Origin of the sequence: Neobacillus rhizophilus, from assembly GCF_018343535.1 — a bacterium.
GTDB classification, from domain to species: Bacteria; Bacillota; Bacilli; order Bacillales; family Cytobacillaceae; genus Neobacillus; species Neobacillus rhizophilus.
This window is the reverse complement of sequence record NZ_JAGYPF010000003.1, coordinates 619474-640041: the sequence shown is the minus strand read 5'-3', so window position 1 is coordinate 640041 and position 20568 is coordinate 619474. Positions and strand designations below refer to the sequence as shown.

Below are 20568 nucleotides of genomic sequence, written 5' to 3'. Positions count from 1 at the left end.
ATTCCAATTCATTTTCCGTTTGTTGTAAGCGTTGTCAAAATTAAATGGTAGTTGTTTTCCGCTTAGAAAGGGGGAGGGGAGCCTAAGATGGATCATACTATTCTTTTGAATCGCACTTGGGAGAGATTTGTGAAAGAAGATGTATTGGATTCGAGCAGAATTTCTAAACAAATTCTTGAATCTTGGTACAGATGTAAAGAGAGTAACGTAGATCCCTATTTAGTCAAAGGCAAGACAGTCTTGTTCGGTGACGAATATTTCAGTAAAGTATCAGAAAATGAAACGCTATTAAAAATAGCCACTCCTTATATTCAATCGTTATGGCGGTCCATCAAAGAAAAATCTAGAATTATTATGCTTACTGATGCTAACGGTTATGTTTTAAAGGTTATAAGAGATAGCATAATCGATCCGATCTGTAACCAATTAAACCTAATTGAGGGTGTAAAGTGGACCGAAAAGGAAGTCGGGACGAATGCAATTGGAACTGCACTGGCAATAGAGGAACCCATTCATGTCGTCGGGAAAGAACACTATTCACTCCTATCACAAAACTGGACTTGTTCAGCTGCACCGATTAAAAACTCACGTGGTGAGTTAATTGGGGTTCTGGATATATCTAAGAACCAGCCTTATTACGAATTCGATATTTATAGTCTCACTGTATCGACAGCATATGCCATTGAATCTGAGTGGAAACTGCAGGAGCAAAGAGATCGTATAGCTCTGGTAGAACTATTTCTACAGTTTAAACAAAAGGACAATGAACAAATGATGATCTCAGATATAAATGGTTATTTGGTTACCGCTAGTGATTCCATCATGAAAATCATTAGAGATGGTAATAACCCTCATGATTTTGAAGTGAAAAACCTGAAAGATTTTGGAATAAAAATTTTAACTAAGCAGCCTCTTTACTCAGGGGATCATCGATTAATTGGATTCAAACATTTTGTGAAGCATGTAAATGAGAATTCTAATCATTATTTTTCTGCAGTAGAAAACTTTACATTTATGGGGGAACAAGGAAATAGTATCGCTTTTGGAAAGATTCTATGTGAGATGAAAAAAGCGGCAAAATCCAATGTTACGGTCTCTATTTATGGAGAAAGCGGAACAGGGAAAGAAGTGGTGGCTAAGTCGATTCATGTAAATAGCGACAGAAAGGACAAGCCCTTTGTTGCCGTTAATTGTGGAGCTATTCCAAAGGAATTATTAGAAAGTGAATTATTTGGTTATGTAGAAGGTGCTTTTACAGGGGCTAGAAAAAAAGGGTACGAAGGAAAATTTGTTCAGGCCAATAGAGGAACCATATTTTTAGATGAAATTGGAGAAATGCCATATTCCATGCAGATAGCCTTATTAAGAGTCCTTCAAGAGAAAGAAGTGGTACCAATTGGTTCGGAAAAGCCTATACCTGTTGATGTAAGAATTATCACAGCGACCAATAAAAAATTAGAAGAACTAGTTAGGCGTGGTGAATTTAGACAAGATTTATATTATCGTATCCATGTATTTGATCTTAAAATACCGCCACTAAGTGAAAGGAAACAGGATATACCTGAGCTGGTGAAGTATTTTTTTAAGACTAAAAATATAAATCTTACTATCTCTTCAACTATTATGGATAAATTGACGGCGTATTCCTGGCCCGGGAATATCCGGGAATTATTTAATGTCTTGGAAAAAATGATGATCTTATCTGAAGGAAAATCTTTGAAGCTTTCACACTTGCCTTCTTATATTAAAGAAAGCAATGACAATCCCAGCACACCGATAGATCCTAGAGTAGAGTCAACAAAAAATTTAGAGGGGGGATTCTTTTCAAACAATCATAAGCTTCAAAAGGAAAAAATGATAAAAGCTCTACAGAGTACGAATGGCAATATAAGAGAAGCTGCCTCGTTAATTGGAATGCCTTTAAGTACGTTTTACCGTAAAATGAAAAAGTTTAATATCTAATGAAAAATATGTTTCATAGCAAAAGTCAATACAGATTGTTTTTGGTGATAAGACGATCCAAAAAGAAAAGGCCCAATCTGGCCCTTTTCTTTTTGTGTACAGAGTTAACACATGAATAGGGTAGCATATATATTTCGTGTATCGGTTTTTTAAAACAATAAAGGTATTGCCTATATTTTCACTTTAGCTATTTTGTGGTTCACTCTTGGCATAACCTCTTCTTGAAGTAACCTCATTGATTTCTTCCAAATATCGGGTGTCTCGCTATAATCATAGCCTGTTACGAGTAAGGCCCCAAATCCGCCAACCGTTTCATAAAGATTGACGATTTTGTTTGCTACAGTTTCTGGAGAGCCAACAAACCAATTGTGTTTGGCAACATATTCAGGAGTGATTTGTGATTCATCAACAGATTCTTCGTGCTTGAATACAGATACTGCACGAAGGCTTCGGAAAAGGGGAATCCAATACTCGCTATGCTGCCTTCCCATCATTGAATTTAGTGATCCTTCAATGGCTTCCTCATCCGTATCTGCTACAAACACATCACGTGTAATCCTCCAGTCAGATCTCGATGGAGTTCTGCCGCTTCTTTTTGCACCTTCCTCAACAGATTTCCAATGACCGGCTATATATTCATTGTTAGCTCCAAGACTCATTGGAATAAATCCTTTTTCACCAGCGGTTTTTAATGTTTCTGAACCAGGACTTAATCCGGTCACACCAATTGGCGGGTGTGGCTGTTGATAAGGATAAATATGGTAGCTTGCAAATGGATTGCCTTCAATTTTATTTGCCTTCCAGTAAGCTCCTTCAAATTGGAAAGGCTCTTTCTCATTCCAAAGTTTCAGCATGATTTCTAAAGCTTCTGACATCATGGTTCGATTCTCGCCAATTGCAGCATCAACACCAAAGGTTTCACTATCTGTCAGCAGGCCTCCCGCTCCAACTCCCAGCATTAAACGTCCTTGTGAGAGATGATCAAGATACGCCACTCTATGAGCGAGCTCAACAGGATGATGGTATGGCAGTAAATGAGCGCCTGGTGCAAGTTTAATCTGCTTAGTTGACGTTAAAGCCTGAGCAATCATTAAATCCGGAGCTGGAATAGGTTCCCATGGTGCAGTAAAATGCTCTCCGATCCAAGCCTCTTGATATCCAAGCGTATCAGCATACTGAATCATCTCTAAATCCCATTGCGTTGCATCATATAAACTTCTTTCCGGTGGGTGTGAGGGCATTAAAAATAAACCTAATTCCATACATTCATCTCCTTTTTAAATACATGTACACTTATTCATAGTGCAAATTTCGTGCCAACTTAAAAAAAGTAGAAATGTGCTGATCCTATCCATATTTTCAAAAATTCAGCCGTAATATTATGGCTAGAAATTTCTCATTTTTCTCATCGCAGTCATTAAATCTCAAATTCTATTCTATTTCTCAGCTTCTCACTTTTCTCACTTTTCTCAAGATGCGTGGGAAGATGCGTGGGGACGGTTCTTGTGCATCATTTCAGTCGTTTTCGGCCCATGCCCCCCACATCATTGGAACCTGAAACGATTCTGCAAAATGAGGCAAGAGAACCGTCCCCATGCATCACGAAAAATTGACTCTAATGAAAAATCAAATTAACATAAACTAAAAGTTAAAGACTGATAGGATGAAAAAGGTTGGAATTGTTGGCGGTATCGGACCAGAAGCGACAGTGTTAATGCTTTTTTCTTTTTCAAGTAAGGAACTTAGTTGAACAAGGCAAATTACCTAATGGGAGCATAGACCAAGGAGGATTAATACTTTCTTTGTTTAATCTTCTTATTAAACTTTAAGGAGTAAGGTGTGTGGCAATATCATTTTTAAATCAGAAAAATTACGGAAGGGGGCGTTCATGAACTTTAATTCTCCACAAATTAATCTATATGTTGATAATTTAGAGAAATCAAAAGGATTTTATCAGAACCTGGGCTTTGCACAAACCTTTGTAGCAGAAATTGATGGTAAGCCAGTACATTATGAATTAATATTGGATGGTTTCAAGTTAGGAATAGCCTCTAAAGAATCTGCAAAAGAAATTCACGGGTTAAACCCTGGTCAAAATATGGGTTGCGAAATTGCTGTATGGACAGAAGACACTGATTCAGCCATCCAGTATTTAATTGAAAATGGTGCTACTATGTTATCTCATCCTCATAATTTTTTAAATGATCTAAGGTCGGGTTGGGTACAAGACCCTGATGGAAACCCTATACAAATCGTTTGTAAAAGAAAAAAATAAGTAAAAGGGTGCTTTAGTAGATTAACAATGTAGAGCCCGAAAAAAAAGTGATGGATCAAGACCATCACTTTTTTTGTTATGTAGTATAATTGTACTTATTTACCTGCTACAGCATCCTTTAATTGCTTTCCAGGCTTAAATGCAGGTATTTTTCCACCTTGGATTTCAATTTCCTCTCCAGTTTGTGGGTTTCGTCCTTTACGAGCAGCACGTTCACGAACTTCGAAGTTACCGAAACCAATTAATTGGACTTTATCTCCATTTTTTAATGCTTGCGAAATAGAATTGAAAATTGCATCTACAGCTTTACTAGCATCTTTCTGTGTTAGTTCGGAAGTTTGAGCCACTTGACTCACAAGATCTGTTTTATTCATTGATAACACTCCTTTAAAATACACTGAACCCTTAATGGGCGTACATCATTTTTACCATATCGTACATAAGTTCGCAAGATATAAATATTTTGTATCTTGTTACTTTTTGCTAGAACAATACTTTAACTAACGTGGCAGGTTAGTAAAAATTTAAAAAATGGCGGTTTCTGTGGTTATTGAATATCCACAGAAAAGCCGCCTATTATTTTGATGACTTATAATAATGATTAAACGAAGAAACTTTTTAATTGTTTGTTTGCTCGACGTATTTTTTAAAATTATTTAATATCGCCTGCCACCCTTGTTGTTGTAACTCAATTGAATTCGTAGTCTCGGCATCAAAAATTTCAATTACTTCGGTTTCGTTTCCTCGGTTGTTAAAGGTGATTTTAACTTTTCTTCCATCGTCCATTGTATAAGCAATTAACTTATGTAGTTTTATTTCATCATAAACTCCTCCAAAATCGAAACCAAAACTACCATCTTTGGCTTCCATTCGGGAAATGAATTTCCCGCCCTCTCTTAAATCATTTTCAGCAAAAGGGGAGTGCCATTCATCTGAAGCAAAGTTCCATTTTGTCATATGAGTTGGTTCTGTCCAATATTCCCATACCTTTTCAACGGGTGCTTGAACAGTGGTTTCTACTATAATTTCCTTAAATGCTTCCATTGTTATCTGCCTCCTTTTAAAATAAATAATTTAAGCGATTTGTTTCTAAAAGTTACCTTGTTATATTATAATATATTTTGAAAAAAAAATCTATTCTGACAATTAGTTAATGGATGGGTAAGATTTATATGTTCATTGTGAAGAAATGTGCTTAAACTAAAGGGTGCGATTGTTCAACAAGGGTAGTCGCTTTTTTGCTACCGGAACAAGTTAAGGAATAATAATAAAATAAGGAGTTGAATAAGTCTTGGTAATTTACGCAGAAGCCCTACGTACAATTTCCATAGTAATACTTATGATTTGTTCTTCTTTCTATCTTCGGCATTTGGTAAAAACCAAAAAACAAAGGAAACTTTCAGCCTTTGAATTTATAATGTGTACAACCATTCAGATAGCATATATCTTCTTTGCAATTAGTTTATTGATTTCTATATTCGTTAAGTGATGGGAAAGGATAGAAAAGTTTGTGAAGAATTACACTTAAACTAACAGACAGAATACTTCTAATATGTGTTAATATAAAAATTGATTTTTCTTTGTTCAACTTCAGAAGGGGCATGCATTGGTTGCTTTGGAAACTGAAGATTGGAGGGCGTTATTAAAATGGCTAAATTGATCTACCCTATTAACATATCTTTGGACGGTTACATGGAGGACGAGCGTGGCAATATCGAGTGGACGATCTCCGATGACGAGGTGTTTGCGTTCTGGACTGACTTCCATCGCCCTATTGGCACCTACCTATACGGGCGTCGAATGTACGAGTCGATGGTGTACTGGGAAACGGCGAGCGCCAAAAAAGGCGATCAACCGGAGGTAATGCGGGAATTCGCGCAGATCTGGCGAGCTACTGAGAAGATCGTGTATTCCCGGACGCTTCAGGCGGTTTCAAGCGCCAGGACTAGGATCGAGCGCGAATTCGATCTTGATGCGATTCGGAGGCTGAAAGAGTCTTCAGAAGCCGACATTACGATTGGCGGCCCCGAGCTTGCTGGGCAGGTGATGAGTGCGGGACTGATCGATGAGTGTCATCTGCTTGTTAATCCGATCGTCTTGGGTGGAGGTAAGCGAGCATTGACGGACAACCTCCGCATGCGGCTCGAGCTGATCGGTGAGCGTTGCTTACGAAGCGGCGTTGCTCATCTTCACTACCGCGTGATCGTCTGACCGCGACGCTAGAGTGAGATTCAGGAGATACGCTATCGAGCTTACTAAAATCAAGTGAAATTACGAAAGCCGGAAGTTATGAGCGTCTTCCATTCAACTATAGGGCAGTTTAATTTAAGTGTAATTATTCACAATCTGTATTATTAAATGTCCTTTTCTCCACACCAAAAGACTCCCACCACATGAAAAAGGAAATGAATTCATTATGAAATCATCCCCTAAAATAGTTTGAAACTGCTTATAGTGATATTACTCCTCAATGACTAGCTAAACGTTTTTCAAAATCCGCCTTAAACAACAGAATAGCATCAATATTTACAGCAAAATCGTGGTCACTGATATTAAAATTAGTTATAAATTCGTCAGACCTCTCACGAACCATAATTGTCGGACGGATATTGTCTCCAATAGCGTCCTGAGTTACACCACTTCCATAAATATACCAGTTAGTTTCAGTAGGCTTATTTGCTGCATTTTTAGATAAATCATTTTTTATTATATCGCATAAATTAGCCATAAAATCTTCATTAAGATTCATGTTTTTTCCAAATTCACCATCAACAGTTATATCAGCATCTCCGTACCAAATATTCCTGCTTGTTCGCTTTCCGTCTTTTGAAGTGTAAGTTTCATCAAACAAAATCTTCATTTTCATTACCACCCCGTTAAAGTACAATTTCTTCACACTATTATACACCAATTAGAAATTGCAAAATAGCTTGCTGTTAGTCTCACTAAGCTTGTAAGAGTTAGGCAAGCTAACTTCATAGTAAGGTTCCTCCTAAAGTTGTGAGTTGGAGTGGTGTCTATACTCATATCTTACTGAGTAGCCCTATTTTTTCAAAATCGAAAAATAACGATCTACAGGAATGCTAAAGTGCAGGTTATTTCAATAAAAAGTTAAAAGTAAATAAAAATATGTTAAAATTTAGAAAAAGGTGTGGTTTAAATAGAGGTTATATTACTTTTAATAATCGTGATTGCCTTATGCCTAACAAACTTCATCGCTTTCAAAATTTCTGGAAAAAACAAAAAGAAAAGAATTTGGGCTGGAATAATTATCTTGCTTTTAACTCCTTTAGTCTTCTTTGTTACAGGGATAAGTGTAAGTCCGTTCGACCCAGGTGGATTCGGAACTGGAATGTTAATGGTATCATATAGTTTTTTATTTGCTGTAAACGGTATTATCATCATCCTAATTGGTATATTTACAAAAAAGTCTCTAATCAGCTAATTAGGGGAAAATAATAAGTTATTTTCATCAATAACAGGTGCGTTCCAAGTAGGAATTACGCACTTTTTTGTAGGATTTTTTCAAGGTAAAAGCTGATTGTGAAAAAGTGTAGTTAAACTAATGGGTGCATTACTTGAAGATCCGGCTGCTAATGGCAGCCTTTTTGTTTATTCAACTATAGGATGCAGTTTAGTTTAAGTTGCATAGATTGATCATTTGAACAAAAAAATGAGATTTTAACCCATATATTGAATTCCCCAAATTCTCATAGATGCAATAATAGGAGATAACTTTTCACCTTGTTCAGTAAGAGAATATTCCACCTTCTTTGGTATTGTATTTTCTACTTTGCGCTTCACAATTCCATCTGCTTCGAGTTCCCTTAGTTGTAACGTCAACATCCTTTGTGAAATACCTGGTATTAATCTTTTAAGTTCATTAAACCTGACAGAATTATTAGATAGGATATCGATTATAATTCCTTTCCATTTTCCACCTATAATGTGTAAAGTCATTTCTATAGGACAAGCCTTTTTTACTTCTGTACTACAGGCTCCAAACCCATTTAAACGGTTACCCAATTTAGTCACCTCATTTAAGTTACAAAAATGTGCGTAATTACATTACTAACTATTTTTTAATATAGTAAGTTTATCAGATATTCTAAACCAGTCTAAAGGAAGTGCTTTTACATGAACCTGATTCAACTATCTCAACATGTATTTAAATGTGAATTTGAAATCGATGTACCCATCCATATTCCAGTTAACATTTGGTTCATTAAGGATAACGATGATGTTTATCTCATTGATACAGGTATAGAAAAATTAGTAGATGATCAAATGAAGGCAGCCTTAGCAATAGGAAATCCAAAAGCCATTTTACTTACCCATGGTCACAGTGATCATATACGAGGTGCTGCAAAGTGGTTAGAGAACTTTAACATTCCCATTTATGCACATCATAAGGAACTGATTTATATCAATGGAGAAGCCCCCTATCCGAACAAAAATATTCTTGAAAAAACAGGTGTAGCAAATATTGTTCAACCATTAACAGAGCAAACACTTCAACACTTGCCTGTACAATACTATTTAACACCCGGGCATTCTCCAGGGCATGTCGTCTACCATCACGAACTTGATAACATCCTATTATCAGGGGACCTTTTTATCACAAGTAAAGATGATTTACATCCACCCATTAGAAAATTTAGCGTTGATATGAATGAGAACATAGATAGTGGAGCAATAATAGATGAAATCAAGCCAACTCTAATCAGCTCTTCTCATGGACAAGATCTTCTCTACAATAAAGATTTATATAAAAAATATGTATTAAGGTATAGAGACTAAAGAAGAGTCACAGATAATTCAAAAATAAAACAATCAAACGGTAAGTGTAACCCAAGTAGGGAATTAAACACTACCGAACTAGGAATTCTTCAAATACCGAATCAATCAATTGTGTTTTTGAAAAACAAGAACTCTTTTTTCTGTTGCATTAATATTTAAAGGTATATTTTTTAATTAAAGATTTATTAAGTTTGGAATAAAAATACTTAAAGTAATGGGTGCTAGAGTTTAAGAAGGATCGTAAATGCTGCGGTTCTTTTCCTTATTGTAGTAACGGGGCAGGATGGTTGAAGAAGGAGTTTCTTTAAACTTAGAAGAATTTGTATTTAAAAATATGTCTAGGAGCTTGTGAATTATATGGAATCCATTAGTAAAAGCGAAGTGAAGCTACGAGATATCACTGAGGAAGATCTTCCTATTTTTTTCGAACAACAACTTGATTCAACGGCGAACTATATGGCTGCATTTACAGCTAAAGACCCCACTGATAAGGACGCATTTTTTGAACATTGGACAAAAATTATCGCTGACGAGACCATCATAATAAAGACCATATTATTCAATGGAATTGTCACTGGACACGTCTCGAACTTTGAACAGTTTGGCGAACTCGAAGTAAGCTACTGGATTGGGAAGGAATATTGGGGTCAAGGTATTGCAACTAAAGCGTTGTCAGATTTTCTGGAGTATATTAAGGTAAGACCGCTCTATGCTCGTGCCGCTAAAGATAACCTAGCCTCTCTCAGAGTATTGGAAAAGTGTGGGTTTAAAATCATTTCTGAAGATAAGGGTTTTTCCAACGCAAGAGGCAAGGATGTTGAAGAATTTATTTTGAAGCTTGAAACTTATGATATGCAATTTAATACCGTAATCGAATGTAGGGTTCTTGACTAGAAACCTTCTGTTGTTTAACTTACGGAGCAGTTTACTTTAAAATATGTGTTCTTAGTAGCAGAGATTATTATTATAGGTACCATTAAATGATAGGGAGGAATGAAAATTAAACATTATAAAGGAAATATTAAATGGCTATTTTATCGCTTGGAATGAAGGATTCATTAGCAAGAATGGTGATGGAATTAGAGCTTATATGTCAAAGAGTTTTGTAGGATATTGGGCTCATTCAAATATAGATAAACCTGAACCGTACTATTATGACTATGACCTCAATAGTGTATTGAGACAAATGGACAATGCTGAAAAAAGTTTTGAAGTTGTTTCAATCACTGAACGTAAAAATGGAGAAGAATATTTAATTTTAGGAAGAGAAACTAACTTAATAAATAGTAAACCTTTTACTGCTCAATGTATGTTTGTATGGAGAAATGAAGATAATGAGTGGAAATTATTGAGAGAATATATTGAGTTGGAAAGGTAGATTCTTCTTTCACTAACAGGGGCGTTGATCCAAGAAGGATTAACGCTTCTTTTTATTGAACTTTATTGAACGGGTGAGGTTTGTTTAAGAAGAAACTCTATTAAAAGATTATAGAATAAATTTAAAACTTAAAAAAGGATAAATTCATTAATTATAGAATACTTTTAGAGAATATTCCTGAAAGCAGAGAGTGGAACGCGTAACACTTCAATCAGAAGGAGAAACATTAATGGATAATGAATTATTAAAAAGTATTAGGAAGTCGGATCATTTACCAATCATTCTAGTGCCTGGATTCTGGCTAGGTGCGTGGGCTTGGGAAGAAGTTGCAGGAATTCTCCGTTCAAGTGGTTATAATGTTAGTTCTCTAACTCTTCCTGGCCTTGAATCAGTAAACGTAGACCGTTCCACCATTACACTATCTGATCATGTTGACTCCATTTGCGAAGCTGTGAAGGCAGCCAAGGAACCTGTGGTACTTGTTGTACACAGTGCAGCAGCGATCTCTGGATACGCGGTGAGTGATCGCATCCCTGAACAAATTGCAGCTATGGTATATGTAGACACATTCCCTGCAAAAGATGCAATGAATCCGGAGTTCGACGCCAACGAGATGCCACTTCCTTCGTGGGAGGAACTAGATGAGGCAGACATCCGCGGGATGAGTGACGAACACCGCAACCTCTTGAAACAACGGGCAATTCCCGTTCCGGGTAATGTTGTACGCGAGACACCTGTATTGGTTAACGATAGGCGGTTGGTTGTACCGAGTACAGTTGTTTGCACGTCTCACTCATCTGATGAATTGAAATCAGTTGTTAGAGAAGGCTATACGTGGATAAGAGGTCTTTCGGAACTTCAAGATGTCACATACATTGATCTAGCAACACATCACTGGCCAATGTGGTCTCGTCCGAAAGAGCTTGCAACCATAATAGGAAATGTTGCACAGCGTAAGCATTGAGGGCTTTTATAAAAAATATTTAGTAACATTTTATTTTGAAGCTATATTGAAAAATGACCTTAAAGTAAAGAAGGCGTTGATCCAAGTAGGATTGATGCCTTTTTTCGAAATGTTTTCTTGTGCTAAAGAGGCAGCATACCTGTAATAACTGAAATTCTAAAAAATTTGTGAAGAAATGTACTTAAACTAAAGGGTGCGTTACTTTAATATCCAGCTGCCATCATTGGTAGCTTTTTTGTTATTCAATTAGAGGGGCAGAATACTTCAATAAGGATTTTGGTTTTTTGTGGTAAAGTTAGAAAAGATTCAGTAAAAAATTTTGTTCAAAAAGGGGATATTACAATTGGGAAAAAGGAAATTATCAATTACAGTATTTATAATAAGTCTTTTTTCATCACTAATTTCGGTTAAATTATTTTGGAATTTAGGTATTTTTGTTGATGAGTATGGTTTAAGCCCTGATATTGTTAATGGAGGCGACTTTTGGCTTGCTATGGATTGGTTAAGATTATTATTACTGTTATTGCTGTGTGTAGTATCTGGTATTAGTATTTTTAGAGATAAACAAAATAAGTGAAATTAAGTAAATAAACATTGGGAAGAATTACACTTAAAGTAACGGGTGCAAGAGTTGAAGAACAGGGCTGTCGTTTCGGCAGCTTTTTCTTGTTGTGCTAATGGGGAAGGATAGTTCAATAACTTCGTATAAACATATAGTAAACCAAAAAGAGACATTATACCAACGCTGCCTCTTTTTATATGTTCATAAAGAAAAGGAAGAATTATTTAATGTCATCTGGTGAAATGATTCTATGTTTTAATTCTGAATTCATATCTAAAACACCTATTACAATTTGATTATCTTCCGTCACTGTTATGTATCTAAAATAATCATCATCAGAAATCAACAAATCAGTGTCATTCGACGTTTTCTCCATTTTAGCAAAGACATCTTCTGTGTATTCAAGGTGAAAAAAATCATCCAATCCTTTTGTTGAGCTACCTACCCAGGTATACAGAAATTCTTTTAGTGTGATTTGTTCAATTAACGATAAATGTTTCTTTAATTGTAATTTATTTACTGTTACGGTTTTCATCCTCTATCACTCCTCAACGAGTATCTATTGTATACATTGAGGTCCACCACATCAATGTTATTGGCGTAACAATCTGTTTACATTTAAGTTACTTTACTAACGGAGCAGGTTAATGGAAGGTGAGAAATTACTCCATTATATCGTAATCGACTCAAAAGGCTAAAAAAATAAGACTAGGATTGTAAACTAGTCTCAAGTAATAAGTCGTATATGTCTCTTTCCACAATTTCGTCTAACAACATTTTTAAAAAAGAAGCATTTATTTTTTGTTCATAGGCCCTTAAATAACTATCAATTAACTCTTCATTAGACAGTGTTTTAAATCGCATTACTATCTCCTTGTTATTCAATCCAATTTTATTACATAAATTTTCCACACTAACCTTTTAAAAAAGATTTCGAACAACATCTGCTTTATTATAGGGTAATTCTAGAAGTTTTTTAAATTTCTTTGTTAAATTAAAGAGAAGTCTACCCCTTTTTATTATTCCAAAAGCAACAATGTGAAATATTTGTACTTAAACTAACGGGGGCTTTAATACAATAAGGAACAAAATTAAAGAGCCTAAAATATGCAAGTTTTTATCCATTTCTTGCGTATTTTGGCTCTTTTTACATACAAAAAAGATACTGCCATTTATAGCATTTTTTAATACGAGATACCGGTGTTATTTTAATGCGTAAAGAAGGGACAAAAAACTTTTATTATATGAATGTACGTAAGAATTAGGTTTATTAAGAACGCTTGTGACGGATATTGATCAGTTCATGAAGACAATATAAAATGCCTCTTATCTTAGGGAATGACTTTTCTGGTGTCGTTGCAAAGGTTGGCGCAAAAGTGACTCGTTTTAAAGTTGGTGACGAAATATATGCACGTCCACGTAAGAGTAAAATCGGTACTTTTGCTGAATATATCGCAATTCATGAAGATGACATCGCCTTAAAACCTAAAAATTTGAGCTTTGAAGAAGCAGCATCGATCCCGTTGGTTGGGTTAACCTCCTATCAAGCCCTAACAGACATATTGCAATTACAAAAGGGGCAAAAGATTTTCATACAAGCTGGGGCTGGTGGTGTCGGTACCTTTGCTACTGTCGCTAATTTTTGATATGGATGGAACACTCTTTTGAACATTTACGGTCAATGTATAAATGGAATACAATAACGCCTATTGATAAATACTCAGTTAATGCAGATCATACATACTTATTTCCTTTTTTGGGATTTAGTTGATTTTCTTTTTGCAGCACTTTCATTATGTCCAGGTACGAGAGCTGCCCAGGAACAAAGATGTGCCGCAGTTGGAAATTGGTTTTTAACATCAAGATGGAAAATCACCTTTTCCATTTTCCCATTTCCATGTAAAGATTAATTTTTTCATTTAGGAATTTCTAGATACTGCTCTGTAAGGACATGTGTATTCCCGTTTGGAGCATGCATGTTGAACCTATAAGTTCTCTACGTTCTTCCCATCAATAGTCGTCGCGAATCCCTCAGGGCCACAACATTTTTTCAACTCTTCCGACTTTACCCTGCACTGAAAACTCGCTCATTTTTCACAGGATACGTGCTTTAATTGCAAAGTAAAATTATGGACGCTATTCATTATAATCATTATTATTTTCTCCGGTTGCCTCTTCATTTAATGAATATTTTTCCATACTTGAAATTGACTTTCCCATAATGACTGTAATTAATTTAGCCAGCTGGCAACCCCATAAATAGTGTCGGGGTTGGGATAATAATACTTATACCTTCCCGCTTTTCTGAAGGAAACTAACCCTGCATTTTCTAAGACCTTCAAGTGCTTAGTAAAAACTAGTAAAGATATATCAAAAGGTTTCAGCTAATTTTTTTACGGTTTTCTCACTCATTGAAAGTTCTTGGATGATAGCAACTTTTATTTTAAAAACACCACAGGAACGGTTCGCCTTGTTCAAATCGGGCCACAGTCTTGTCCATGGTCTTGAAAGGTAGGAGAAAGGAACATGTCAGAAAATGATCGGTCTCGGTCTGAGCGGAGAAAAAACATACAAGAGCAACAAAGTTCTTCAAAACAGGATGAGAACAAGATGCCAAGAAGAGGATTTTGGAAAAAATTTTTATTTATTTGCCTTACACTTGGAATTGTTATGATCTTGTTTGGAGTGGGCGCTTTTTTCTGGATCATTAAAGACGCTCCGAAGTTTGATGAAACGCTATTAAAAGATCCTTTATCTTCCAAATTTTATGCTAGTGATAGCAAAACCGTCATAGCCGAGATCGGTAAAGAGAAACGGGATGAAATTAATATTAAGCAAATACCTGGATTCTTAAAAAATGCTGTTTTGGCAACAGAGGATGCCCGTTTTTATCAGCATCATGGTATCGATGTGAAACGTACACTCGTCGCCATTTGGACGAATATTACGACTGGTTCTTCTCAAGGAGGAAGTACGATTACACAGCAGGTGGTGAAAAATTCTTTCTTAACCATAGAAAAAACCCCTACAAGAAAAGTGCAGGAATGGTATTTAGCCATTCAATTAGAAAGAAGGTTCTCGAAAGATCAAATTTTGGAAATGTATTTTAACAAAAATTTATATGGCAATGATGTTTATGGTGTCGCAAAGGCGGCCCAAAGATTCTTCGGACTTGGTCCTGATGAGTTGGATAAATTAACACCGGAACAAGCTGCACTCCTGGCGGGGATTCCACAAAGTCCTAATAACTATACGCCTACTGTTGAAAGTAATCTTATTGCAGCAGAAAAACGCAGAAATATGGTTCTTTATTATATGAACAGGCATGGATATCTTTCCAAATCAGGAATGAAGAAAGCACAAAGCAAACCCATTGAAGATACATTAAATATTCAAAAACCAACCACAAATAAATATCAGGCCTTCGTTGATACTGCCATAACAGAAGTACAAGAAAAAACAAAAGCAAATATTTTTGAAGATGGATTGGAAATATACACAACCATTGACCCAAAAATCCAACAAATAACGGAAAATGTTCTTTCAACAAATGATTATATCAACTATCCAGATAATGATAAGCTGCAAACAGCTGTTATCATTGCCGAGACCCAGACTGGAGCCATTAAAGCCGTTGGCGGAGGAAGAAATTATCAAACCGGCAAATACAACTATGCAACAAGGATTAAACGTCATCCTGGTTCTACGATTAAACCAATTCTTGACTACGGGCCAGCCATTGAAAAATTCAAATGGTCAACTGGACACATAATAAAAGATGAGAAGTATCAATACTCAAATGGAGCCCCTATTCGAAATGCAAGTCATACCTATGCAGGAGATAAAACGATTAGAGATCATCTGGCCTGGTCACGTAATATTCCTGCATTAAAAACATATCAGGAAGTAGGAGCAGACTATGCCACTGATTTTGCCAATAGCCTTGGTTTTCCTATTACAGAATCTCAAAAAGCAAATGAATCGAATGCAATAGGCGCCATTGATGCAGCATCTCCTTTAAATATGGCTGGAGCGTATGCAGCTTTCGGGAATGGAGGTTACTATGCAGAACCATTTACTGTTTCCAAAATAATCTATCCCGATGGAACGGAAAAGAACTTAGCTTCAAGTAAAAAGAAAGTAATGGAAGACTCTACTGCCTTCCTCATCACAGATATGTTACGTACAGTGGTGGATTCAGGTACTGGAACCATGGCAAATGTTAGCAGTCTTGATATAGCTGGAAAAACAGGAACAACCAGCTTCGATCAATCAGCAATAAAGAAATACGGTTTACCTAATAATGCGACAAGAGATGCATGGTTTGTAGGATATACACCGCAGTACACAGGTGCTGTTTGGACAGGCTACACAGAAACTACTTCTTCAGATGACTATTTAGGAAGCAAAAGTGAGCACTTCTCTAAATTAGCGTTTAAAGAGATTATGTCACGAGCAGCTACCAGCACGGAAGGATTTATACAACCAAGCAGTGTTGGGAAATTAGGCAAGGAATACTATGTACAAGGCGGAGAAAAGCCAGCAGCATCTAAGATTGATAAACCAACCAATGCTCAGGCGAAATATGATGAAGCTTCAGATAGCATTCAATTATCATGGAATTATGCTTCTGAAACCAGTTCAGAAACGACCTTTGATGTTTCTTATACAGTGGATGGAATTACAACAAAACTAACATCCACAAATGAAAGCCAAGCAGTACTTCAAAGCCCGGAGAAAGGAAAATCATATACACTTACAATCGTTGCCATTTCTGAAGAGATAAAAAGTGATCCAGCATCTGTTTCAATAACAGTTGAAGAAAAAACAGAAGTGCCAAACAGTCCAACCAATTTGCAAGCTTACTTTGATAAAAACTCTAATAATATTGTTATTAGCTGGGACAACAATAATGCCATAACTCAAAATGTCAAATTTACCGTTTGGTTTACTGTGAATGGCAGTCCGTATAGATTGAGGCCCATCTCAGAAACACATGCAACGTTAAGTAAGCCTAAACAAGGTCAAACTTATGTCATTTCTGTTACAGCATCAAATGATGCAGGTACCAGTGCCCCGGCCGCTACTTCAGTTACAGTTGAATACTAATACTGAAAGTAGTAACGAGAAACACCACAGGGACGGTTCTTAACGGGGGCAATCGGAAGTTTTGCGTGCAAAAAGGCACATCTAGTGGTTCTTAGCTAGTTGTGCCTTTTATATCCGGCTGTGGGATACGTTTCAACATTGTTTTTTTTTGAAATACAAATCCAACAAAATTGCCGCTCTTTTGCATTGAGAATGGAAAACCAGCCAGCGATAGGTCCTATATGAATACTAAGTTTCAGGATGGGAAATTAAAAATTAGTGATAAACTGGAAAAAAGCGAAGAACATCATTACACGCATCTTGTCATGGATGAATCTGGTCGTTTAAACGCTGTGGAATTCAAAGAAGATGAAGAACTATATGAACTATACAAACTATACAACCAACTTTTAAAAGAAACGAAAATTATAAAATAAAAAGTCGAGTTCTTTTTCTTCTGTTATAATATATTTACAATTTTAAATGGTTCAAAAGGGAGATAAAAATGACTAGTTTTTTAGAAGTAAAAGAATTGATCCAAAATCGAAGAAGCATCCGTAAATATAAAGACATCGACGTATCCAACGAGGACATCATAGATGTCCTCGATTGTGCACGATACGCACCGAGTGATACAAACTCACAGACCTGGGAGTTCATTGTCATAAAAGACAGGGAGAAAATCAAAAAGATAGAAGAAATGACGTGGGATGCACTTCGCGAGCGGGCGGGCGAAGCGGAGGAAAAAGGGCTTGAAAAAGAATCAAAGCTTTTGCTTCGTTCATTCGGTCCTTACGCCACCGCCTTTTCAGGCGCGCCGGTGCTGATTATTTGTTTGGCTACACCATACAATTCAAAGTTCAAAGAAAAAATATTCGAGCCCATCGGACTCGTGGACGAGTCCGTCTGGCGTGAAGAAGGAATTAAATCGAGTTGTTTAGCATCGCAGAATCTGATGCTCGCAGCATACGCGAAGGGTTTGGGAACATGCCCAATGACAGGTCCGGTATTATTAGCCCAAGATAAAATACGGGCATATTTGGGGATAGAGGGTGAGAAAGAAATAAACATGGTAATTGCACTAGGATATCCGCAGGAAACGCCGAAGAGAATAGCACGGAAAGAAGTAAGTGAGATTTCTATCATTATCGAATAAGGTTCGCAGTTGCGAGCCTTATTTTTTTGTTGTTACAAAAACCACGATAGATGCTAAAATCAAACCATTCATTTTACATTCAGATTTGCTAATGTTTATAAGAATAAAGAGACTTACTAAAAGGAACGAGAAAAATATCTTAGTCTCTTTATGGTGTCTTTTGTAATTAGAGGTAAATAGTGTAACATTTTCCTGAAATTATACGTCTAAAATATATAAGAATTTTCACGATAAAAGGTGGATGAAGCAGCTTTATAATTCTATCTAAAATTAGGTAAGTCCCCATGGGCTTACAAGTTTTTTAATGGGCGACAATCACATTTTATCTTATTACATATTGGTGGGTAAAAAAATGATGTGGCTGCGGCGGTCATTCCTTGTTGAGCTAACGGAGGGAGGTTAGTGTAATAATCATCGTTTAAATTACAAATAAAACAGAACGGATTAATATATGGTAATTTTAATAAGTGCTGTAAGTAGTACAGGTAAAACCTTTATGGCTCAAAAGTTACTAGAAAAATACCATAATTTCTTATCTCTCTATAGACCATATAAAAATGGGCTTGTACAGAGGAGATAAGAATTGTGGATTCACACCACTAGATAGTACCGAAGTCATTGGAGATAAACTCTGGCCAATATTAAAAGGGATTATTATGACAAATATCGAGAATGAACAACATATATTATTGAAGGATGCTATATATTGCCTCACTATATAAAGGATTTTGGCATAAATTATTCAGAAAAAATTATTCCAGTATTCTTAGGTTTTTCAACGAATTATATTCAAGAAAACTTCGAAACAAGAATAGCGAAACATAGGAATGCTGTTGAATTCCGTAATTGGCCGGAAGAAAGAACGATAAAAGAACTAATCAAGGAACATAAAGAATTTAAAGCACAATGTTTACAAGCAGGTGTTAGGTATTTTGAAATCGAAAACGACTATGACAAAGAAATATTGAATGTTTATGACTATATAGAGGCCGAAAAAAGTAGAATCGATCCTATATAAATTGGGGATCTCAATTATAGTTATTGAAGTAACGTGTGCTTTTGTTAAGGATGATGGTCGCTGCGGCGGTCATTTTTTCTTGTCGAACTAACGGGACAGTTTAGTAAACAACAATATGATAATAAGAGGATTTTTAGCTTTCTTAAAGAAAGAGTAAACAATAAGTGGTGAGGGGATGAGGGGAATTTGGAAGCAAGTAACCAAATCATTCAGATAAAGCCTTGGGAGGATAATGACCTTGATTTACTTTTTCTTATAAACGCTCCAGAAATGATGCAGCATCTTGGAGGTTCAGAGAGTAAAGAGCAGATTTTGAATCGACATAAACGTTATCTTGAGCTGGGAAATAGAGGACGTATGTTCAGCATTAAATTCTTACCAGAATTAGAACCAGTAGGTTCTGTGGGGTATTGGCAAACTACTTGGAATAATGAGAGTGTATATGAAACTGGATGGAGCGTTCTACCCTCTTTTCAAGGGAAAGGAATAGCTACAAAAGCGGTAAAGTTAGCAATTGAAGAAGCATCTAGTGAAGACAAATATAAATACATCCACGCATTCCCATCGATTGATAATCCTGCTTCTAATGCAATTTGTCGGAAGCTTGACTTTCAGTTTATCTCTGAATGCGAATTTGAATACCCTCCAGGAAGCTTTATGCGGTGTAATAATTGGCGTTATAACTTAATTGGATAATAGCTGAATTTTCAGTTCTTAATTTTTAAAAAATTTGTGAAGAAATGTACTTAAGCTGACGGGTGCAAGAGTTGAACAAAACGTTGTTTCGGCAGCGTTTTTTCTTATGAGCTAAAGGGGCAGTTTAGCTGAAGAAGGATTATTTGAAATTGTTGTCGAATTTAGTCTAAATAACAATTAAATTTCTAAAGGGGAAAGAGTATGAAAAAAGGTCAATTAGAAGTTTATAACCTACATAAATTAATTCAAGACCAAACGGATTATACCAATTTTATCGTAAGCGAAGTTAATGATCACGCTCTTAGAATAGCCGTTATAAATGGGGAATTCCACTGGCATAAACACGAGGATTGCGATGAATTATTTTATGTACTAGAAGGTGAACTTTTTATAGACTTAGAGAACAATGAAACAGTTTCTCTGAAACCGGGTGAAATATTTACTATTCCTGCCAATACAATGCATCGAACTCGTTCAAACGAACGCACAGTTAATATATGTTTTGAAAAAACCAATAATGATATAAACGGATAGCTAATTAGACAATAATCTATTCCATTAACAAGGCTGTCGAAACAGCCTTGTTTTCTTCAACTAACGGGGGCAAGAGTTGAAGAACGGTTGCCGCACTTTTTCTTGATTGAACTAACGGTCAGTTAAAGAAGAAGT

At 36.1% G+C, this 20568-nt stretch carries 21 protein-coding genes and 2 pseudogenes; 15 read left to right on the top strand and 8 right to left on the bottom strand.

The features are described 5' to 3' along the window. Positions 1-87 precede the first annotated feature (87 nt). Entirely contained in the window at positions 88-1962 is a 1875-nt protein-coding gene (locus KHA99_RS16660) for a sigma-54-dependent Fis family transcriptional regulator (protein ID WP_213118584.1), read from the top strand. 170 nt (positions 1963-2132) lie between these two features. On the opposite strand, the gene KHA99_RS16655 is transcribed toward KHA99_RS16660, so the two are convergent. After that, the gene (locus tag KHA99_RS16655; protein ID WP_213118583.1) at positions 2133-3224 is read right to left on the bottom strand and encodes an LLM class flavin-dependent oxidoreductase; all 1092 of its coding nucleotides are present in this window, start codon (positions 3222-3224) and stop codon (positions 2133-2135) included. 626 nt (positions 3225-3850) lie between these two features. Between KHA99_RS16655 and KHA99_RS16650 the strand changes: the two genes are divergently transcribed. Then, positions 3851-4237 carry a VOC family protein gene (locus tag KHA99_RS16650; RefSeq protein WP_213118582.1) on the top strand — a complete coding sequence of 129 codons (387 nt, stop codon included), beginning with the start codon at positions 3851-3853 and terminating at the stop codon, positions 4235-4237. A gap of 95 nt (positions 4238-4332) precedes the next feature. Here KHA99_RS16650 and hbs read toward each other — a convergent pair whose 3' ends face one another. Together hbs and KHA99_RS16640 are read right to left on the bottom strand one after the other, a co-directional pair. Continuing rightward, a complete protein-coding gene (gene hbs, locus KHA99_RS16645; protein WP_213118581.1) occupies positions 4333-4611 on the bottom strand; it encodes a non-specific DNA-binding protein Hbs in 279 nt (92 codons plus the stop codon). Positions 4612-4855: 244 nt separating this feature from the next. Next, positions 4856-5281, bottom strand: a complete 426-nt coding sequence (locus tag KHA99_RS16640; protein WP_213118580.1) for an SRPBCC family protein — start codon at positions 5279-5281, stop codon at positions 4856-4858. Between the two features lie 603 nt (positions 5282-5884). Between KHA99_RS16640 and KHA99_RS16635 the strand changes: the two genes are divergently transcribed. Continuing rightward, positions 5885-6448: a dihydrofolate reductase family protein gene (locus KHA99_RS16635; protein WP_213118579.1), complete on the top strand. Its 564-nt coding sequence runs from the start codon at positions 5885-5887 to the stop codon at positions 6446-6448. 256 nt (positions 6449-6704) lie between these two features. Here KHA99_RS16635 and KHA99_RS16630 read toward each other — a convergent pair whose 3' ends face one another. Together KHA99_RS16630 and KHA99_RS16625 are read right to left on the bottom strand one after the other, a co-directional pair. Further along, a complete protein-coding gene (locus tag KHA99_RS16630; RefSeq protein WP_213118578.1) occupies positions 6705-7097 on the bottom strand; it encodes a hypothetical protein in 393 nt (130 codons plus the stop codon). A gap of 821 nt (positions 7098-7918) precedes the next feature. Continuing rightward, complete coding sequence (locus KHA99_RS16625; RefSeq protein WP_302053436.1) at positions 7919-8263, bottom strand: winged helix-turn-helix transcriptional regulator; 345 nt, start codon at positions 8261-8263, stop codon at positions 7919-7921. A gap of 111 nt (positions 8264-8374) precedes the next feature. Here KHA99_RS16625 and KHA99_RS16620 point away from each other — a divergent pair, with 111 nt between their 5' ends. From KHA99_RS16620 to KHA99_RS16600, 5 genes are all read left to right on the top strand, one after another. Then, on the top strand, positions 8375-9037 hold the full coding sequence (locus tag KHA99_RS16620) for an MBL fold metallo-hydrolase (protein WP_213118577.1): 663 nt from the start codon (positions 8375-8377) through the stop codon (positions 9035-9037). Positions 9038-9394: 357 nt separating this feature from the next. Beyond that, the gene (locus tag KHA99_RS16615) at positions 9395-9931 is read left to right on the top strand and encodes a GNAT family N-acetyltransferase (protein ID WP_213118576.1); all 537 of its coding nucleotides are present in this window, start codon (positions 9395-9397) and stop codon (positions 9929-9931) included. 196 nt (positions 9932-10127) lie between these two features. Then, entirely contained in the window at positions 10128-10415 is a 288-nt protein-coding gene (locus tag KHA99_RS16610; protein ID WP_249366703.1) for a DUF4440 domain-containing protein, read from the top strand. Positions 10416-10605: 190 nt separating this feature from the next. After that, complete coding sequence (locus KHA99_RS16605; protein WP_213118575.1) at positions 10606-11379, top strand: alpha/beta fold hydrolase; 774 nt, start codon at positions 10606-10608, stop codon at positions 11377-11379. A 343-nt stretch (positions 11380-11722) separates the two neighbouring features. After that, complete coding sequence (locus KHA99_RS16600; protein ID WP_249366702.1) at positions 11723-11956, top strand: hypothetical protein; 234 nt, start codon at positions 11723-11725, stop codon at positions 11954-11956. A 205-nt stretch (positions 11957-12161) separates the two neighbouring features. Here KHA99_RS16600 and KHA99_RS16595 read toward each other — a convergent pair whose 3' ends face one another. Together KHA99_RS16595 and sda are read right to left on the bottom strand one after the other, a co-directional pair. Further along, a complete protein-coding gene (locus KHA99_RS16595) occupies positions 12162-12476 on the bottom strand; it encodes a hypothetical protein (protein WP_213118574.1) in 315 nt (104 codons plus the stop codon). A gap of 173 nt (positions 12477-12649) precedes the next feature. Continuing rightward, positions 12650-12805 carry a sporulation histidine kinase inhibitor Sda gene (gene sda, locus KHA99_RS16590; protein ID WP_213118573.1) on the bottom strand — a complete coding sequence of 52 codons (156 nt, stop codon included), beginning with the start codon at positions 12803-12805 and terminating at the stop codon, positions 12650-12652. A 446-nt stretch (positions 12806-13251) separates the two neighbouring features. Here sda and KHA99_RS16585 point away from each other — a divergent pair. Then, positions 13252-13569, top strand: a pseudogene (locus KHA99_RS16585) (alcohol dehydrogenase catalytic domain-containing protein); the annotation flags it as partial. 125 nt (positions 13570-13694) lie between these two features. On the opposite strand, the pseudogene KHA99_RS16580 reads toward KHA99_RS16585, so the two are convergent. Then, positions 13695-13793, bottom strand: a pseudogene (locus KHA99_RS16580) (transposase); the annotation flags it as partial. Between the two features lie 674 nt (positions 13794-14467). Between KHA99_RS16580 and KHA99_RS16575 the strand changes: the two are divergent. From KHA99_RS16575 to KHA99_RS16550, 6 genes are all read left to right on the top strand, one after another. After that, the gene (locus KHA99_RS16575) at positions 14468-17050 is read left to right on the top strand and encodes a penicillin-binding protein 1A (protein WP_213118571.1); all 2583 of its coding nucleotides are present in this window, start codon (positions 14468-14470) and stop codon (positions 17048-17050) included. A 221-nt stretch (positions 17051-17271) separates the two neighbouring features. After that, on the top strand, positions 17272-17466 hold the full coding sequence (locus KHA99_RS16570) for a hypothetical protein (RefSeq protein ID WP_213118570.1): 195 nt from the start codon (positions 17272-17274) through the stop codon (positions 17464-17466). A 68-nt stretch (positions 17467-17534) separates the two neighbouring features. Next, on the top strand, positions 17535-18185 hold the full coding sequence (locus KHA99_RS16565) for a nitroreductase family protein (RefSeq protein WP_213118569.1): 651 nt from the start codon (positions 17535-17537) through the stop codon (positions 18183-18185). Positions 18186-18891: 706 nt separating this feature from the next. Continuing rightward, complete coding sequence (locus KHA99_RS30835) at positions 18892-19203, top strand: hypothetical protein (protein WP_249366701.1); 312 nt, start codon at positions 18892-18894, stop codon at positions 19201-19203. Between the two features lie 186 nt (positions 19204-19389). Continuing rightward, positions 19390-19899: a GNAT family N-acetyltransferase gene (locus KHA99_RS16555; protein ID WP_213118568.1), complete on the top strand. Its 510-nt coding sequence runs from the start codon at positions 19390-19392 to the stop codon at positions 19897-19899. Between the two features lie 201 nt (positions 19900-20100). Next, on the top strand, positions 20101-20433 hold the full coding sequence (locus KHA99_RS16550) for a cupin domain-containing protein (protein WP_213118567.1): 333 nt from the start codon (positions 20101-20103) through the stop codon (positions 20431-20433). Positions 20434-20568: the final 135 nt, after the last annotated feature.

Excerpts from the sequence above, each read along its gene's own strand:
- KHA99_RS16660 (WP_213118584.1), top strand. The coding sequence starts at position 88 with ATGGATCATACTATTCTTTTGAATCGCACTTGGGAGAGATTTGTGAAA.
- KHA99_RS16655 (WP_213118583.1), bottom strand. The coding sequence starts at position 3,224 with ATGGAATTAGGTTTATTTTTAATGCCCTCACACCCACCGGAAAGAAGT.
- KHA99_RS16650 (WP_213118582.1), top strand. The coding sequence starts at position 3,851 with ATGAACTTTAATTCTCCACAAATTAATCTATATGTTGATAATTTAGAG.
- hbs (WP_213118581.1), bottom strand. The coding sequence starts at position 4,611 with ATGAATAAAACAGATCTTGTGAGTCAAGTGGCTCAAACTTCCGAACTA.
- KHA99_RS16640 (WP_213118580.1), bottom strand. The coding sequence starts at position 5,281 with ATGGAAGCATTTAAGGAAATTATAGTAGAAACCACTGTTCAAGCACCC.
- KHA99_RS16635 (WP_213118579.1), top strand. The coding sequence starts at position 5,885 with ATGGCTAAATTGATCTACCCTATTAACATATCTTTGGACGGTTACATG.
- KHA99_RS16630 (WP_213118578.1), bottom strand. The coding sequence starts at position 7,097 with ATGAAGATTTTGTTTGATGAAACTTACACTTCAAAAGACGGAAAGCGA.
- KHA99_RS16620 (WP_213118577.1), top strand. The coding sequence starts at position 8,375 with ATGAACCTGATTCAACTATCTCAACATGTATTTAAATGTGAATTTGAA.
- KHA99_RS16615 (WP_213118576.1), top strand. The coding sequence starts at position 9,395 with ATGGAATCCATTAGTAAAAGCGAAGTGAAGCTACGAGATATCACTGAG.
- KHA99_RS16610 (WP_249366703.1), top strand. The coding sequence starts at position 10,128 with ATGTCAAAGAGTTTTGTAGGATATTGGGCTCATTCAAATATAGATAAA.
- KHA99_RS16595 (WP_213118574.1), bottom strand. The coding sequence starts at position 12,476 with ATGAAAACCGTAACAGTAAATAAATTACAATTAAAGAAACATTTATCG.
- sda (WP_213118573.1), bottom strand. The coding sequence starts at position 12,805 with ATGCGATTTAAAACACTGTCTAATGAAGAGTTAATTGATAGTTATTTA.
- KHA99_RS16575 (WP_213118571.1), top strand. The coding sequence starts at position 14,468 with ATGTCAGAAAATGATCGGTCTCGGTCTGAGCGGAGAAAAAACATACAA.
- KHA99_RS16570 (WP_213118570.1), top strand. The coding sequence starts at position 17,272 with ATGAATACTAAGTTTCAGGATGGGAAATTAAAAATTAGTGATAAACTG.
- KHA99_RS16565 (WP_213118569.1), top strand. The coding sequence starts at position 17,535 with ATGACTAGTTTTTTAGAAGTAAAAGAATTGATCCAAAATCGAAGAAGC.
- KHA99_RS16550 (WP_213118567.1), top strand. The coding sequence starts at position 20,101 with ATGAAAAAAGGTCAATTAGAAGTTTATAACCTACATAAATTAATTCAA.